This is a genomic window from Variovorax sp. 01T432 (genome assembly GCF_056398605.1).
The window spans coordinates 15,122-29,564 of sequence record NZ_JBFTPS010000031.1 but is presented as its reverse complement, the minus strand read 5'-3'; the positions used below and the strand labels follow the sequence as shown (position 1 = coordinate 29,564).

The window sequence follows — 14,443 nt, the reverse complement described above, 5'->3', positions numbered from 1 at the left end:
CTCTCTTTCAAGGCTTGCCGGGCGTGCCGTCCGGGGCGCCCAGCCAGCGGCTGATCTCGATGTCGGGGCCCTGGTCTCGCGCGCGCGTGGGGCTGATGACCAGCTGCTCGATGGTCGTGCCCTGCGGCAGCGTGCAGGCCAGCAGGATGGCGCGCGCCACGTCCTCGGGTGCCACCATGGCGGCGCGCTCCTCGGCGCTCGGCGGCCGCACGCGCGTGTCCATGATCGGCGTGTTGACCTCGCCGGGCAGGATGGTGGTCGAACGGATGTTGTCGTTGCGGAAGGTGCCGTGCACGAAGCCCATGAGGTTGGTCACGGCGGCCTTGGCCGCGCCGTAGGGCGCGCCGCCCAGCAGGTTCGGGCGCACGGCCGCGAGCGAGGACACTGTCACGATGGTGCCCGCACCCGCGGCCCGCATGCCGGGCAGCACCGCCTGGATGAGCACGTAGACGGCGGTCAGGTTGACCGAGATGGCCGACTTCCAGTCGTCCGGCTCGATCCACAGGATGTTGCGCACGCGGCTCGTGAGGCCCGCGTTGTTGACGAGGATGCCCACCGGGCCGAGCTCGGCCTCGATCCAGCGCACCAGGTCCCGCAACTGCTCGCGCACCTGCAGGTCGGCCTGGCGCGCCCAGGCCTCGCCGCCCGCGGCGCGGATCTCGGCCACCACCGCGTCCAGCGGTTCCTTGCGGCGGCCCATCACGACGACGCGTGCGCCTTCGGCCGCCAGCATCATCGCCGTGGAGCGGCCGATGCCCGAGCCGCCGCCGGTGACGAGCGCGACCTGGCCCTTGAGCGCGGCGCCGCTCGTCATGCCGGCACCTTGGCGGATTTCGCCGGCACCGGGGCTTCGTAGCCGTAGTCGGCCAGCGCGCCCGCGGAACTGATCAGGCCCTGGCGCAGGTCGTCCTCCACGAGCTCACGCGCGCGTTCCTCGGCATGTCCCCAGCCGCCGCCGCCCGGCAGCTCGATGGTCAGGCGCTCGCCCGGGGCCAGCACGAGCCGGCCCTTGGCGAACACCGCCTGTCCGTCATGCAGCACCGCGCCGTTGCGCCCGGCCTGCCCGCCCAGCACGCCCAGGCACGGATACTTCACATGCTCGGTGCTCAGGTAGATGTTCATCTCCCGATCCGACAGGTTGCGGATCACGCCGCGCTGGCCCAGGCCACCGCGAAACTTGCCGGGGCCGCCGGAGTCCGGAATGAGTTCCTTGCACTCGGTGAGCACCGGCACCGCGAGCTCGTACATCTCGATCGGCGTCACGCGGCAGTTGGACGGGAAGCTCAGCGTGTCCAGACCGTCCATCGACGATCGGCCACCCTGTCCGCCATGGAAGTTCTGCGCGCTGCCGTAGGCCGTGCCGTCGGAGCGCTGGCCCTGGCAGTTGATGCCCCAGATCGGCGCGCCACCGCTGTCGCCAATGGCGCCTTCGGGCACCACGTTCTGCAGCGCCTTGAAGATCAGGCTCGGAATGCAATGCCCCACCAGGTTGCGCGCGGCGCCGGCCGCGTGCGGGCGCGGATTGAGGATCGAGCCCGCCGGGGCCGAATCGGTCAGCGCGACCATGCAGCCCTCGTTGTTGGGCGTCTCCGGATCGAGCAGGCACTTGAGCGCATAGACACTGTGGGCCACGCGGTAGTGCGGCACCACGTTGATGCCGCGTGCCACCTCGGGCGACGTGCCGGCATAGTCGACGTGGATGGAATCGTCGCGCACCTCGACGCTCACGCAGAGCCTGACGTCGGTCTCGAAGCCGTCGATCGTCATCTCGGCCTTGTAGCTGCCGTTGGGCCAGGCCGCGATGGCCTTGCGCATGTGGCGCTCGGAACGGCTGAAGATCGCCTCGCCGAGCCCGTCGCAGTCGTCGAGGCCGTACTCGTCCATGAAGCGCGTGAGCTCGCGGCTCATCACCTCGTTGGCCGCCACCATGCTCTGGATGTCGCCGCGCACCTCATGCGGCAGGCGCACGCTGGCCTCGATGACCGAGAACACGTCGGTGTTGGGCTTGCCGGCCTTGAACAGCTTGAGCATCGGAATGCGGATGCCTTCCTCGAACATGTCGGTCGAGTCGGGCGACTGCGGCCGCCCGCCGATGTCGGGCAGGTGGGCGATGCTGCCCGCGTAGGCCACGATCTTTCCGCCGCGGAAGATCGGCGTGAGCATCACCATGTCCGGCAGGTGGCCGGTGCCGATCACCGGGTCGTTGGTGGCGAGCACGTCGCCCGGCTCCAGGGTGTCGGCCGGAAAGGCCGGGAGGAAGTAGTTCTGCGCGGCCATCGGCAGCGTCGTGATGAACACGGGAATGGACCAGGTGCACTGCGCCAGCGCCCTGCCCTTGGCATCGAGCAGCACATTCACGTAGTCGTGGTTCTCGCGCACGATGGGCGAGAAGGCGGTGCGCCCCAGCGCGCTGTCGGCCTGGTCGGCGATGAAGACCAGGCGGTCCCACATCACCTGCAGCGTGATCGGGTCATTGAAGTCGGGTTGGAGGATGGACATGGCGGGCCTTCAGGACAAGAGCATGATCAGGTTGTGTTGCGCATCGAGCGACGCGGTGGCGTTGGGGCCCATCACCACGGTCGACTCGCGCTGCTCGATGATGGCCGGCCCCTCGACGGGCACGCCGGGCAGCAGCGCATAGTGGTCGTAGACGGGCGTGTCGACGCAATGCCCGAGTTCGGAGAAGAACACGGGGCGCGTGCCCTTTCGCGGGTCGCGGTCCGCGCCCGCCTCGCCGCGCAGGCCGGCCAGCGACACCGCGGCCTTGGGCCCGCTCGCGCGGATGCGCCAGGTGATGACTTCGGCATCGGTCCCGGTCACGGCACGTCCGTAGAGCGCGACGTAGTTCGCGTGGAAGCGCGCCATGAGCTGTTCCAGAAAGGCCGGGTCCGCCGGATCGAGATCGGGCAGCGCGACGGAGATCTCGTAGCCCTGGCCCACATGGCGCATGTCCACCGTGTACGAGAAGGCGATGCGGTCGGCCGGCACCTTGCTGGCGAGCACCACCTCGCGGCCCTGCGCGGCCAGCGAATCCTTGACCACCTTCACCGCGCTCGGGTTCCATGCCGACAGTCGCATCGGCAGGCTGGTCGAGAGGTCCGCCGCCACCGGCGCGCCGAGCAGGCCGATGGCCGAAGTCACGCCGGCGCCCAGCGGGCAGATCACCTTGCGGATGCCGAGCTTGCGCGCCACGCCGTAGGCATGCACCGGGCCGGCGCCGCCGAAGGCGATCAGGGGCAGCGCGCGCGGGTCCACACCGCTGTCGGTGGCCTGCATCGAGGCCGCCTCGGCCATGCTCTCGTTGACCATGTCGTGAATGCCCCAGGCGCAACGCTCGATCGAAATGCCGAGCTCCTTCGCGAGGCGCGACATCGCGGCCTCGGCCGCCGGCTTGTCCAGCGAGAAGTCGCCACCCAGGAAGGAGTTCTCGTCGAGGTAGCCCAGCAGCAGGTCGGCATCCGTGACGGTCGGCTCCGTGCCGCCGCGGCCGTAGCAGGCGGGGCCGGGCGCGGCCGCCGCGCTGCGCGGGCCGACGCTCAACAGGCCCATCTTGTTGCGCGCCGCGATGCTGCCGCCGCCGGCGCCGATCTCGATCATGTGGATCGACTGGATCTTGAGCGGAAAGCCGCTGCCCTTGCGGAAGCGCTCGTGGCGGGCCACTTCGAGGTCGTTGGCCACCATCGGCTGCCCATTGGGAATCAGGCACAGCTTGGCGGTGGTGCCGCCCATGTCGAAGGACAGCACGCTGTTCTCGCCGGCCTGCCGCGCATAGTCGGCCGCCGCGACGGCGCCCGCCGCCGGACCCGACTCGATCAGCCGCACCGGCGTGCGCGAGGCCGACGAGCTGGGAACCACGCCGCCGCTGGAGGTCATCCAGAGCAATTGCCCCTCGACGCCGCGCCGCGACAGCTCGCGCTCCAGGTGGCTCACGTGGCCGACCATCATCGGCCGGGTGTAGGCATTGACGACGGTGGTGGATGCGCGGTCGTACTCGCGCACCTCGGGGCACACCGACGACGACAGCGAGACCGAGATTCCGGGCGCCACCTCGGCCAGCAGCTCGGCCACGCGGCGCTCGTGCTGCGCGTACTTGTAGGCATGCAGCAGGCACACGGCCACCGACTCGACCTTCCTGTCGAGCAGCGTGCGGCCGATGGCGCGCACGCCCTCTTCGTCCAGCGCCTTGATCACGGTGCCGTCCGCCGCGATGCGCTCGTCCACGCCGAAGCAGAACTCGCGCGACACCAGCGGCTCGGGGTACTGGATGCGCAGGTCGTAGAGGTCGTAGCGACCTTCGGTGCGGATGCGCAGCATGTCCTGGAATCCGTCGGTGGTGATGAAGGCCGTGTGCACGCCCCGGCGCTCCAGCACCGCGTTGGTGACGACCGTGGTCGCCCCGAGGATCTGCAGCGCGCCGCCGGCGGCGGCCTTGCCCTTGTTCCTTGCGCGCACCTTGGCGAGCAGTTCGTCCACGCCCTGCAGCACGGCGCGCGCGGGCGCGTCGGGCGTACTGAGGACCTTGTGCAGCAGGATGGTCCCGTCGTCTTCCGTCATGGCGAAGTCGGTGAACGTGCCGCCCGTGTCAAATGCCAGTTTCATGCCTTTCAGCTCCTTCAGTGTTCGGTTGGATTGGGTGGGTGTCAGGCCGTGGCCGCGTCGGATGCGCGCCGGCCCGTCATGAACAGTTCACCCAGGTTCGCGCTGCTGAGCTCGCCGACCGGGCTGTCCCAGATCACCTTGCCCAGGCGCAGGACCACGGCGCGCTCCGCCGCCTCCATGGCCTTGCGGGTGTTCTGCTCGACGAGCAGGATGGTTCGCCCGCCCCGGTGGAGCCGCTTGAGTTCGTTGAAGACCAGCGTGATGGCCTGCGGGGAGAGTCCGACCGAGGGCTCGTCGACCAGCAGGATCTCGGGACGCCGCAGCACGGCCATCGCCATCTCCAGCAACTGCTGCTCGCCGCCGGAGAGGTTGCCCGCGAATTCGTTGCGCCGCTCGCGCAGGATCGGAAAGAGGTCGTACACGTAGTCGCGCTCTCCCTTGAGGTCGCCGCCCTTCACCGTGTAGGCGGCCATCTCCAGGTTCTCGTCGATGGACATCAACTGGAAGTTGCAGCGGCCCTGCGGCACGTAGGCGATGCCGCGCGCGAGCATCTGCTGCGGCTTGAGCCCGGCGATCTCGTCGCCCTTCCAGCGGATCGAGCCGCCCTTGTGCGTGGTCATGCCGAACAGCGACTTCAGCAGCGTCGACTTGCCCGCGCCGTTCGGGCCGAGCAGCGTGACGAATTCGCCGTGGCGGATCTTCAGGTCCACGCCGTGCAGGATGTCGAGGTGGCCGTAGCCGGCGCGGAGGTTTTCGATTTCGAGTTCCATGACTTGTTTCTCCGGTCTCAGCCGCCGAGGTAGGCCTCGATGACCTCCTGGTTGCGCACCACCGCCTCGGGCGTGTCGTCCGCGAGCTTGGTGCCCTGGTGCAGCACGACCACGCGGTGGCTCAGGTTCATCAGCACGTCGGTGTTGTGCTCGATCACCACGAAGGTGACGCCGAGGGCGCGGTTGGCATGCTCGATGCACTGGATCACCTTCTCGATCAGCACCGGGTTGATGCCCGCCAGGGGCTCGTCCAGCAGGATCAGTTCGGGCTCGGGCATCAGCATCGAAGCGAACTGCAGCAGCTTCTGCTGGCCGCCCGACATGTTCCCCGCGGGCAGGTGCGCCACGCGCGAGAGGCCGGTCACCTCGATCAGTTCGGCCGCGCGCTCGCGCAGCGCCTTCACGCGCCGCTGCGCCGAGGGGCCGACCCAGAAGGTCGACAGCACGTTCGGAAAGCGCGACATCTGCCCGGCGAGAACCAGGTTCTCCTCCGAGGTCTGCGTCGGGAAGACCACCGTCTTCTGGAAGCTGCGCAGGAAGCGGCCTTCGCGCGCGATGCGATGCATCGGCCAGCCCGTGATGTCCACCCCCTTGAGCAGCACGCGGCCGGCGTCGCTCTTCTGCAGCCCGGTGCAGCAGTCGAACAGGGTCGACTTGCCGGACCCGTTGGGGCCGATCAGCCCCATCACCTCGCCGCGGCGCACTTCGATGTCCACGCCCTGCAGGGCGGCGACGGCGCCGTAGTTCTTGCGCAGGCCCTCGATGCGCAGCATGGCCGGTTCAGCGGACATCGCCATGCTCCTTGCCATGCCGGACGCCCAGGCCGAGCCGGGCGATGCGTTCGGCCGCGCCCTGGAACAGCGGCGCGAGACCCTGCGGGAACAGGAACACCAGGCCCAGCAGCACGAAGCCGTAGATCACCATGCGCAGCTCGGGCGTGATGCGCAGCGCCTCCGAGACCGCCACGAAGACAAAGCTGCCGATGATCGCGCCCGGCACCTTCCCGACGCCGCCGCCCAGCACGATGATGAGGATGGTGTTGGAGTAGTAGGCCTGGAACACCAGCGGGCTCACCACCGTGGAGAAGTGCGCATAGAGGCTGCCGCCGAAGCCCGCGAAGACCGCGCTCAGCATGAAGACGATGAGCTTGTAGGTCCAGGTCGGCACGCCCAGCGACTCCGCCAGCCTCTTGTTGTCGCGGATCGCCACCATGCAGCGGCCGGCCGGCGAGCGGATGAGCAGCACGAAGGCCGCCACCGCCAGCACCGCGACCGCGAGCGCCAGGTAGAAGTAGTCCGGCGCGCGGATGACCGTGTAGGCCCAGTCGCCGAAGCCCAGCCGCGGCCGCTCGACGCCCGACAGGCCCATGTCGCCGCGCGTGAGGTCGATCCAGTTCTTCGACACCATCTGCGCGATCACGACCATTCCCAGCGTGCACATCACGAAGGAGGTGTCGCGCAGCCGCAGGGCGGGAATGCCCAGCGGCAGCGCGACCAGCCCGGCGAACAGGCCGGCGACCAGGAAGTTGACGAGGAAGGGGGTGCCGAAGTGGATCGACATCAGCGCCGACGCATAGGCCCCGAGGCCGAAGAAGACGCCCTGCGCCAGCGACAGCATGCCCGTATAGCCGAGGATCAGGTTGAGCCCGAGCGCCGGGAGCAGGAAGATCATCGCCAGCACCATCGCGTGCAGGTAGTAGTCGCCGAGGAAGAGCGGCGCGGCGAGCAGCGCGGCCGCGCCGAGGCCGCATGCGCTCCAGTTCACGGCGGCGATCCTGCCGGTCGGCAGCCGCGGGGTGTCCAGCGTGATCGTCGAGAGAGTTGCCTGTTCCATGGAATGAGCGCTTTCAGAATCGGGCCTTGCTGCTGAACAGGCCGTGCGGCCTGAACATCAGCATCAGGAGGAGCACGATGAAGCCGACCGAGTCGCGGTACTGGATGCCGATGAAGCCGGCCACCAGGCTCTCGATCACGCCGAGCAGGCAGCCGGCGATCAGCGTGCCGCGCACGTTGCCCATGCCGCCCATCACGATCACGGCGAAGGTCTTGAGCGTGATCGATTCGCCCATGCCGCCGTAGATGCTCACGTTGATCGGGCCGGTCAGGATGCCCGACAGCGCCGCGATGGCGACGCCGATCAGGAAGGTGCGCCGCACCACCTGCTCGACGTCGATGCCGTTGACCTGGCAGCACTCGATGTTCTGCGACACCGCGCGGATCGAGCGGCCGAGCCGCGTGCCGCGCACCATCCATTCGAGCCCGGCGAAGACCGCGAGCGTGACCACGACCAGGATCACGCGCTGCTGCGACATGCCGAAGTCGCCGAGCTCGATGGGCTCGATCCAGCCGCCGTTGAACACCTTGTAGCCGCCGCCGAAGGCCAGGATCACCACGTTCTGCAGGATCAGCGAGAGCCCCAGCGTGGCCAGCACGCCGGCCTGGAAGGGCTGGCCGACGAGCCGCTGCATGACGAAGCGGCCGATCAGCACCGCGATCACGCAGACGATCGCCACGCCGCAGATGATCGACAGGCTGTAGTCGGCCGACAGCCGGGTCATGACCCACCAGGCCGCGAAGGTGCCCAGCATGTAGTACTCGCCGTGCGCGAAGTTGATCGCACGCAGCACGCCGAAAATCATGGTCATGCCGGCGGCCACCAGGGCGTACATCGACCCGGTGATGATGCCGTTGACGATCTGCTCGAAGATGAAGGAACTCACTTGGGATGTCCTTGGTGGCTGAGGGCGGGCACCCTACTTCGCGGCGGCCCCGTAGTCGACCCGGGTGGTGATCATTCCCTTGATCGCCGGCTTGCCGTCGACGATCTCCAGCAGCACCATCGGCAGCACCGCCTGGTTGTGATCGTCGAAGGTCACGACACCCATCGGGCTGTCGTACTTGATGGCGGCCAAGGCGTTGCGCACGTCCTCGCCCTTGATGCTCTTGGCGTTGCGCACGGCCTGCGCGACCAGCTGCAGCGTGTCGTAGTGGGTGTAGGCGTGGTTGTTGGGCATCTCGCCGTCGTAGGCCTTCTTGTAGTCCTCGACGAACTTCAGGCTGCGCGGCGCCGGCACCTCGGGCAGCCAGGCCGCCGCCTCGACCGCGCCGTTCATGACCTTGGGCGCGGCGGCGATGGTTTCCCTGGTGTTGAACTCGCCGTTGCCGACCAGCGCCACCTTGCCGGCCAGGCCGAGCTCGAGCATCTGCCGGGCGATGATGGGCGTGGTGTCGGCCTGCCCGTAGAGGATGATGGCCTGCGCGCCGGAGCGGCGGATCTTGCTGAGCACCGAGCGGAAGTCGGTCTCCGAGTCCTTGTAGTAGTCCTCGCTCAGGATCTCGGCGCCCTCGTACTTCGGCAGGTAGCGCTTGGTGAACTTGATGGCGCCGCGGCCGTAGTCGCTGTCGACCGACAGCACGGCGAACTTCTTGAAGCCCTTGGTCTTCGACGCATATTCCAGCACCGTGGCCGCGCGCACTTCGTCGGTCGGATAGTTGCGGAAGGTCCACTTGAAGCCGCCGACGCCCGCCTTGTAGGTGATGTCGGGGTTGGACGAGGCCGCGTTGACCAGCAGCACCTTCGACTCCTCGACCAGCGGTTCCATCGCCAGGGTGACGGAGCTGCACACGTCGCCGATGATGACCGGCACCTTGTCGAGGCTGATCATGCGCTGCGTCGCGGCCACGCCCTCGGCGGGCACGCACTGGCTGTCGCCGCTCACCAGCTCGATCCTGCGCCCGAGCAGGCCGCCGGCCGCATTGATCTCCTTGGCCGCCAGCGCCGCGCCCTTGTTGGCGAAGGCGCCGTAGCGCGCATTCGGCCCGCTCATCGGGCTGATGATGCCGATCTTGATGGGCTCGCCGGACTGGGCCGCCGCCAGCGTGAACGCACAGCCGCCGATGACCGCGACGAGGACGCTTCGCGCCGCCGCACGGAGGGACAGGGTCCCGGAATAACAGCTCATCGCATCTCTCCAATGATGTAAGGGTGAAGGGAATGGTAGGCAGGAGGCGCCTGGCCGGCCAATATGGAATCCGCCTTCGGGCATCGCCGTTCCAGATGGGCCCCCCGCCGGGTTCATGCGAGCTGCGCGACCGCCCGGGCGATGCGCGCGCAGCCCTCCTCGACCTGCTCGATGCTGGTCGCGGTCGACATCCGGAAGTACGGCGACACGCCGTAAGGGGTGCCGGCCAGCACCATCACGCCCGCGGCCTCCAGGAAATGGAGCGCCACGTCGTTGTCGGTCTCCAGGGTCTTGCCCTCGGGCGTGCGCTTGCCGATCAATCCGCCGCAATGGGGATAGAGATAGAAGGCCCCGCCCGGCGCGCGCGCGCGGATGCCCGGTATGGCGTTGAGCAGCCGCAGCGCGGTGTCGCGCCGCTGCCGATAGGTCGCGACCCACTGCGGCAGGAAGCTCGCCGGCGCGTTGAGCGCGGCCACGGCCGCGGCCTGGCTCACCGAACAGGCGCCGCTGGTCGACTGGGACTGCAGCATGTCCAGCGCGGCGATGATGTCGGAGGGCCCGGCCGCATAGCCGATGCGCCATCCCGTCATGGCATAGGTCTTCGACACGCCATTGACCACCAGCGTGCGCTCCCGCAGCGCCGGCTCGACGGCCAGCAGGTGCTCCGCCGGGGCGTCGTCGAAGCGGATGTGTTCGTAGATGTCGTCGGTCAGCACCATCACCCCCGGATGGCGCATCAGCACGTCGGCCAGGGCGCGAAGCTGCGCGCGCGTGTAGGTGGTGCCGGTGGGATTGGTGGGCGAGTTGAAGACCAGCCAGCGCGTGGCCTGTGTGATCGCGGCCTCCAGTGCCTGCGGCGTCAGGCGGAAGTCGTCTTCCTCGCGGCAGGTGACGATCACCGGCGTGCCGTCGCAGGCCAGCACCATGTCTGGGTAGGAGACCCAGTACGGCGCCGGGATGATGACCTCGTGGCCCTCTTCCACCGTCACCGAGAGCGCATTGAACAGCGCATGCTTGGCGCCGCAGGTCACGATGATGTCCCGGGGCGCGTAGTCGAGCCTGTTCTCGCGCTGGAGCTTGGCGGCGATGGCTTCGCGCAATGCGAGCGTGCCGGCCACGGGCGTGTAGCGCGTCTGCCCGCGCTCGATCGCCTCGCAGCCGGCCTGCCGGATGTGCGGCGGCGTGTCGAAGTCGGGCTCGCCGATGGCGAGGTTGACGATGTCCTTGCCCTGCCTGCGCAGCTCGGCGAAGCGCTCGGCGGCGGCGCTGCTGGCTGACGGCTTGATGCGGCGGATGCGGGCCGAGATCCGGGAATTGCTCACTGAATGTGCTCCTGCGATGGCGATGCGCCCAACGGTAGGCGCTTCGGGCCACGCAGGCCAAGACGGCTTTGTTCTACGGCGATCGCATACCCAGATGGCGCGCGCCGGCCGGCATAAGCGTTCCGGATGGGACCAGAGCGAACTTGTCTTGGCGGCGCGCCGCCGCTTTGCGTAAGGTGGCGGCCTCGCACCGCGAGCACCGAACAATCCCGGAGACATCTTGCGCCCATCCGTCCTGGCGACCCGCGCCACCTTTCCCGACATCGCCGACCGCCTGCGCCCGTACTTCGATGTCGAAGACAACCCCTCTGACACGCTCTGGAGCCCGGACGAGCTGCGGCGCCGCCTGCAGGGCAAGCAGGGCGTGATGAGCACCGGCAGCGAGCGCATCGACGCCGCCCTGCTCGACGCCTGCCCGCAGCTCAAGGCCGTGTGCAACGTGGGCGTGGGCTACAACAACGTCGACGTGGCGGCCTGCACGCAGCGCGGCGTGCTCGTCACCAACACGCCGGACGTGCTGACCGAGACGACCGCCGACTACGGCTTCGCGCTCATGATGGCCACCGCGCGCCGCATCGCCGAATCCGAGCACTTCCTGCGGCGCGGCGAATGGACCAAGACCGGCATTTACGACATGTTCGTCGGCGGCGATGTGCACGGCGCGACGCTCGGCATCCTGGGCATGGGCCGCATCGGCCGGGCCATCGCGCGGCGCGGCGCGCTGGGCTTCGGCATGCGCGTGATCTATCACAACCGCTCCCAGCTGCCGGCGGCGGTCGAGGCGGAGACCGGCGCGCGCTACGTCGACAAAGGCACGCTGCTGAAGGAAGCCGACCACCTTGTCCTGGTTCTCCCCTACTCCGCGGCATCGCACCATGCCATCGGTGCGGCAGAATTGGCACAAATGAAGCCGACCGCCACCTTGACCAACATCGCGCGCGGCGGCATCGTCGACGACGGCGCGCTCGCCCAGGCGCTGCGCGCCGGAACGATCGCCGCCGCCGGCCTCGACGTCTTCGAGGGCGAGCCCCGCGTCCACCCCGACCTGCTGACGGTGCCGAACATCGTGCTGACGCCGCACATCGGCAGCGCCTCGGTGCAGACCCGCCGCGCGATGGCCGCCCTGACCATCGACAACCTGATCGCCGCGCTCGGCTACGGCCCACGGGCGGGCAAGCCGCCCACGCCGGTCAATCCCGAAGTGCTGGGCGCCTGAGCGATGTCCCACAAGCTGCTGGTCATGGGTGTCTCGGGTTGCGGCAAATCCACCGTCGCGGCCCGGCTGGCGCAGGCGCTGGACGCCTCGCTGATCGAGGGCGACGACTACCACCTGCCGCAAAGTCAGCAGAAGATGGAGCAAGGCATCCCGCTGACCGACGACGACCGCGACCCCTGGCTCGACCGCCTGGGCGCGCTGCTGGCGGCATCGGACGACAGCGTGGTGCTCACCTGCTCGGCGCTCAAGCGCCGCTACCGCGACCGCCTGCGCGCGGCCGAACCCGCGCTGAAGATCGTCTTTCTCGATATCGACATCGAGGAGGCCCGGCGGCGCGTGGGCGCGCGGCGCTCGCACTTCTTCCCCGCCAGCCTGGTGGACGACCAGTTCCAGACGCTGGAATCGCCGGTGGACGAAGCCGGCGTGCTGCGCGTGGAAACGACGCTGCCCCTCGAAGCACAGTGCGAGGCCGTGCTGCGCTGGCTCGATAACGCGCCCTCCCCGAACCCCTAGGACCCTTCTCATGCACCCTGTTCTGAAAAGCTTCGACCTCAGCGGACGCACCGCGCTCATCACCGGCTCCAGCGCCGGCATCGGCCTCGCGCTGGCGCGCGGGCTGGCCGGCGCCGGCGCGCGCATCGTGCTCAACGCGCGCAATGCCGACAAGCTCGAACAGGCCGCCGCGCTCCTGCGCGAGGGCGGCGCCACGGTCGTCACCGCCGCCTTCGACGTGACCTCGGGCGAGGCGGTGAACGCGGCCATCGAGCGCATCGAGGCCGACGTCGGCGCCATCGACATCCTGGTCAACAACGCCGGCATGCAGCGCCGCGCGCCGCTCGACCAGTTCGAGGAGGCGGACTGGCACGAGCTCATGAAGACCAACCTCGACAGCGTGTTCCTGGTCGGCAAGGCGGTGGCGCGCCACATGATCGGCCGCCGGCGCGGCAAGATCATCAACATCTGCTCGGTGCAGAGCGAGCTCGGGCGCCCCGGCATCGCGCCCTACACCGCGAGCAAGGGCGCGGTGAAGATGCTGACCAAGGGCATGGCGATCGACTGGGGCCAGCACGGGCTGCAGGTCAACGGCCTGGGGCCGGGCTACTTCAAGACCGAGCTCACGCAGGCGCTGGTCGACAACGCGGAGTTCACGCAGTGGCTGGTCGGGCGCACGCCCTCGCGCCGCTGGGGCGACGTGGAAGACCTGGTCGGCGCGGCGGTGTTCCTGGCGAGCGACGCGTCCAACTTTGTCAATGGCCACATCCTCTACGTCGATGGCGGAGTCACCGCAGCGCTCTAGAGCTGACCCCCAGGCTTCGCGCACTTCGTGTCGCTACGCCTACCCCCTTGCAGGGGGCAACACCGGCGGCCCGGTGGAGCCGGTTCCGCGGTGTTCACGAACTCGCCCCCAGGCTTGCCCCCGCGGTTCCGCGGTGTTTCTGCCCCCGCGGTTCCGCGGTGTTTCTGGCATCGCGGTGGGCCGCTTCGCTACTGAATCTGGAACAAGGAAAGAGACAACACCATGGAAGCACTCGTCATTCACGCTCCCGGCGATCTGCGCGTCGAGGAAGTCCCCACGGCCGATCTCGGGCCCGGCCAGTTGCGCGTGCGCGTGCGCTGCGGCGGCATCTGCGGCTCCGATCTCCACTACTACCAGCACGGCGGCTTCGGCACGGTGCGCATCCAGGAACCGATGGTGCTGGGCCATGAAGTGGCCGGCATTGTCGAGGCCGTGGGCCCCGGCGCGGAAGCCTTCGCGCCCGGCGTGCGCGTGGCCATCAGCCCCAGCCGACCCTGCGGGCTCTGCCGCTACTGCCAGGAAGGCCTGCAGAACCACTGCCTGGACATGCGCTACTACGGCAGCGCCATGCGCACGCCGCACGTGCAAGGCGCCTTCCGCCAGGAGATCGTGGTCGAGCAGTGGCAAGCCCACCGGCTGGCCGACACGGTGAGCGACGGCGAAGGATCGATGGCCGAGCCGCTCTCGGTGGCACTGCACGCGGTGCGCCGCGCCGGCTCGCTGCTGGGCAAGCGCGTGCTGGTCACCGGCTGCGGCCCGATCGGAGCGCTGGCCATCATCGCGGCACGGCGCGCGGGCGCCTCCCACATCGTGGCCACCGACGTCGGCGCGCACACGCTGGGCAAGGCGCTCAAGGTGGGCGCCGACGAGGTCGTCAACGTGGCGGAAGATCCCCAGGGCCTGGCCCGCTTCACGGCCGACAAAGGCAGCTTCGACGTGCTCTTCGAAGCCAGCGGCAACGAGCGCGCGCTGCGCGGCGCCTTCGACGCCCTGCGCCCGCGCGGCATCATCGTGCAGCTGGGACTGGGCGGCGAGATGACGCTGCCGATCAACACCATCGTGGCCAAGGAGTTCGACTGGCGCGGCGCCTTCCGCTTCCACGAAGAGTTCGCGGTCGCGGTGGAACTGCTCAACAAGGGCCTGGTCGACGTCAAGCCGCTGATCTCCGCGACGCTCTCCTACCGCGACTCGGCCCGGGCCTTCGCGCTGGCCGCCGACCGCTCGCAATCCATGAAGGTGCTGCTGAACTTCGATTGAACGGCACCGGCGGCCGGCCCG

At 69.0% G+C, this 14,443-nt stretch carries 13 protein-coding genes; 4 read left to right on the top strand and 9 right to left on the bottom strand.

The window, feature by feature from the left end; genetic code table 11:
• Positions 1 to 7: 7 nt before the first annotated feature.
• The 9 genes from AC1DNF_RS22040 to AC1DNF_RS22000 all read right to left on the bottom strand — a co-directional run bounded on the left by AC1DNF_RS22040 (position 8) and on the right by AC1DNF_RS22000 (position 10,652).
• Entirely contained in the window at positions 8 to 814 is an 807-nt protein-coding gene (locus AC1DNF_RS22040; protein WP_478150759.1) for an SDR family oxidoreductase, read from the bottom strand.
• Positions 811 to 2,499 carry a hydantoinase B/oxoprolinase family protein gene (locus AC1DNF_RS22035; protein WP_478150758.1) on the bottom strand — a complete coding sequence of 563 codons (1,689 nt, stop codon included), beginning with the start codon at positions 2,497 to 2,499 and terminating at the stop codon, positions 811 to 813. The genes AC1DNF_RS22040 and AC1DNF_RS22035 overlap by 4 nt, the downstream gene beginning before the upstream one ends.
• A 9-nt stretch (positions 2,500 to 2,508) precedes the next feature.
• Positions 2,509 to 4,599: a hydantoinase/oxoprolinase family protein gene (locus AC1DNF_RS22030; protein WP_478150757.1), complete on the bottom strand. Its 2,091-nt coding sequence runs from the start codon at positions 4,597 to 4,599 to the stop codon at positions 2,509 to 2,511.
• Between the two features lie 41 nt (positions 4,600 to 4,640).
• The gene (locus AC1DNF_RS22025) at positions 4,641 to 5,369 is read right to left on the bottom strand and encodes a branched-chain amino acid ABC transporter ATP-binding protein (RefSeq protein WP_478150756.1); all 729 of its coding nucleotides are present in this window, start codon (positions 5,367 to 5,369) and stop codon (positions 4,641 to 4,643) included.
• A gap of 17 nt (positions 5,370 to 5,386) precedes the next feature.
• Positions 5,387 to 6,160: an ABC transporter ATP-binding protein gene (locus AC1DNF_RS22020; RefSeq protein ID WP_478150755.1), complete on the bottom strand. Its 774-nt coding sequence runs from the start codon at positions 6,158 to 6,160 to the stop codon at positions 5,387 to 5,389.
• Positions 6,150 to 7,202 (bottom strand): branched-chain amino acid ABC transporter permease, encoded by a 1,053-nt coding sequence (locus tag AC1DNF_RS22015; protein WP_478150754.1) that lies wholly within the window; start codon positions 7,200 to 7,202, stop codon positions 6,150 to 6,152. Before AC1DNF_RS22015 ends, AC1DNF_RS22020 begins: the two co-directional genes overlap by 11 nt.
• A 13-nt stretch (positions 7,203 to 7,215) precedes the next feature.
• Positions 7,216 to 8,088 carry a branched-chain amino acid ABC transporter permease gene (locus tag AC1DNF_RS22010; protein ID WP_478150753.1) on the bottom strand — a complete coding sequence of 291 codons (873 nt, stop codon included), beginning with the start codon at positions 8,086 to 8,088 and terminating at the stop codon, positions 7,216 to 7,218.
• 33 nt (positions 8,089 to 8,121) lie between these two features.
• The gene (locus AC1DNF_RS22005; protein ID WP_478150752.1) at positions 8,122 to 9,330 is read right to left on the bottom strand and encodes an ABC transporter substrate-binding protein; all 1,209 of its coding nucleotides are present in this window, start codon (positions 9,328 to 9,330) and stop codon (positions 8,122 to 8,124) included.
• A gap of 113 nt (positions 9,331 to 9,443) precedes the next feature.
• The gene (locus AC1DNF_RS22000; protein ID WP_478150751.1) at positions 9,444 to 10,652 is read right to left on the bottom strand and encodes an aspartate transaminase; all 1,209 of its coding nucleotides are present in this window, start codon (positions 10,650 to 10,652) and stop codon (positions 9,444 to 9,446) included.
• A 220-nt stretch (positions 10,653 to 10,872) separates the two neighbouring features.
• On the opposite strand from AC1DNF_RS22000, the gene AC1DNF_RS21995 reads away from it, so the two are divergent.
• The 4 genes from AC1DNF_RS21995 to AC1DNF_RS21980 all read left to right on the top strand — a co-directional run bounded on the left by AC1DNF_RS21995 (position 10,873) and on the right by AC1DNF_RS21980 (position 14,422).
• A complete protein-coding gene (locus AC1DNF_RS21995) occupies positions 10,873 to 11,868 on the top strand; it encodes a 2-hydroxyacid dehydrogenase (protein WP_478150750.1) in 996 nt (331 codons plus the stop codon).
• A 3-nt stretch (positions 11,869 to 11,871) separates the two neighbouring features.
• Positions 11,872 to 12,381, top strand: coding sequence for a gluconokinase (locus tag AC1DNF_RS21990; RefSeq protein ID WP_478150749.1), 510 nt, complete (start codon positions 11,872 to 11,874; stop codon positions 12,379 to 12,381).
• A 10-nt stretch (positions 12,382 to 12,391) separates the two neighbouring features.
• Positions 12,392 to 13,165 carry a glucose 1-dehydrogenase gene (locus AC1DNF_RS21985; RefSeq protein ID WP_478150748.1) on the top strand — a complete coding sequence of 258 codons (774 nt, stop codon included), beginning with the start codon at positions 12,392 to 12,394 and terminating at the stop codon, positions 13,163 to 13,165.
• Positions 13,166 to 13,387: 222 nt separating this feature from the next.
• Positions 13,388 to 14,422, top strand: coding sequence for an L-idonate 5-dehydrogenase (locus tag AC1DNF_RS21980; protein ID WP_478150747.1), 1,035 nt, complete (start codon positions 13,388 to 13,390; stop codon positions 14,420 to 14,422).
• Positions 14,423 to 14,443: the final 21 nt, after the last annotated feature.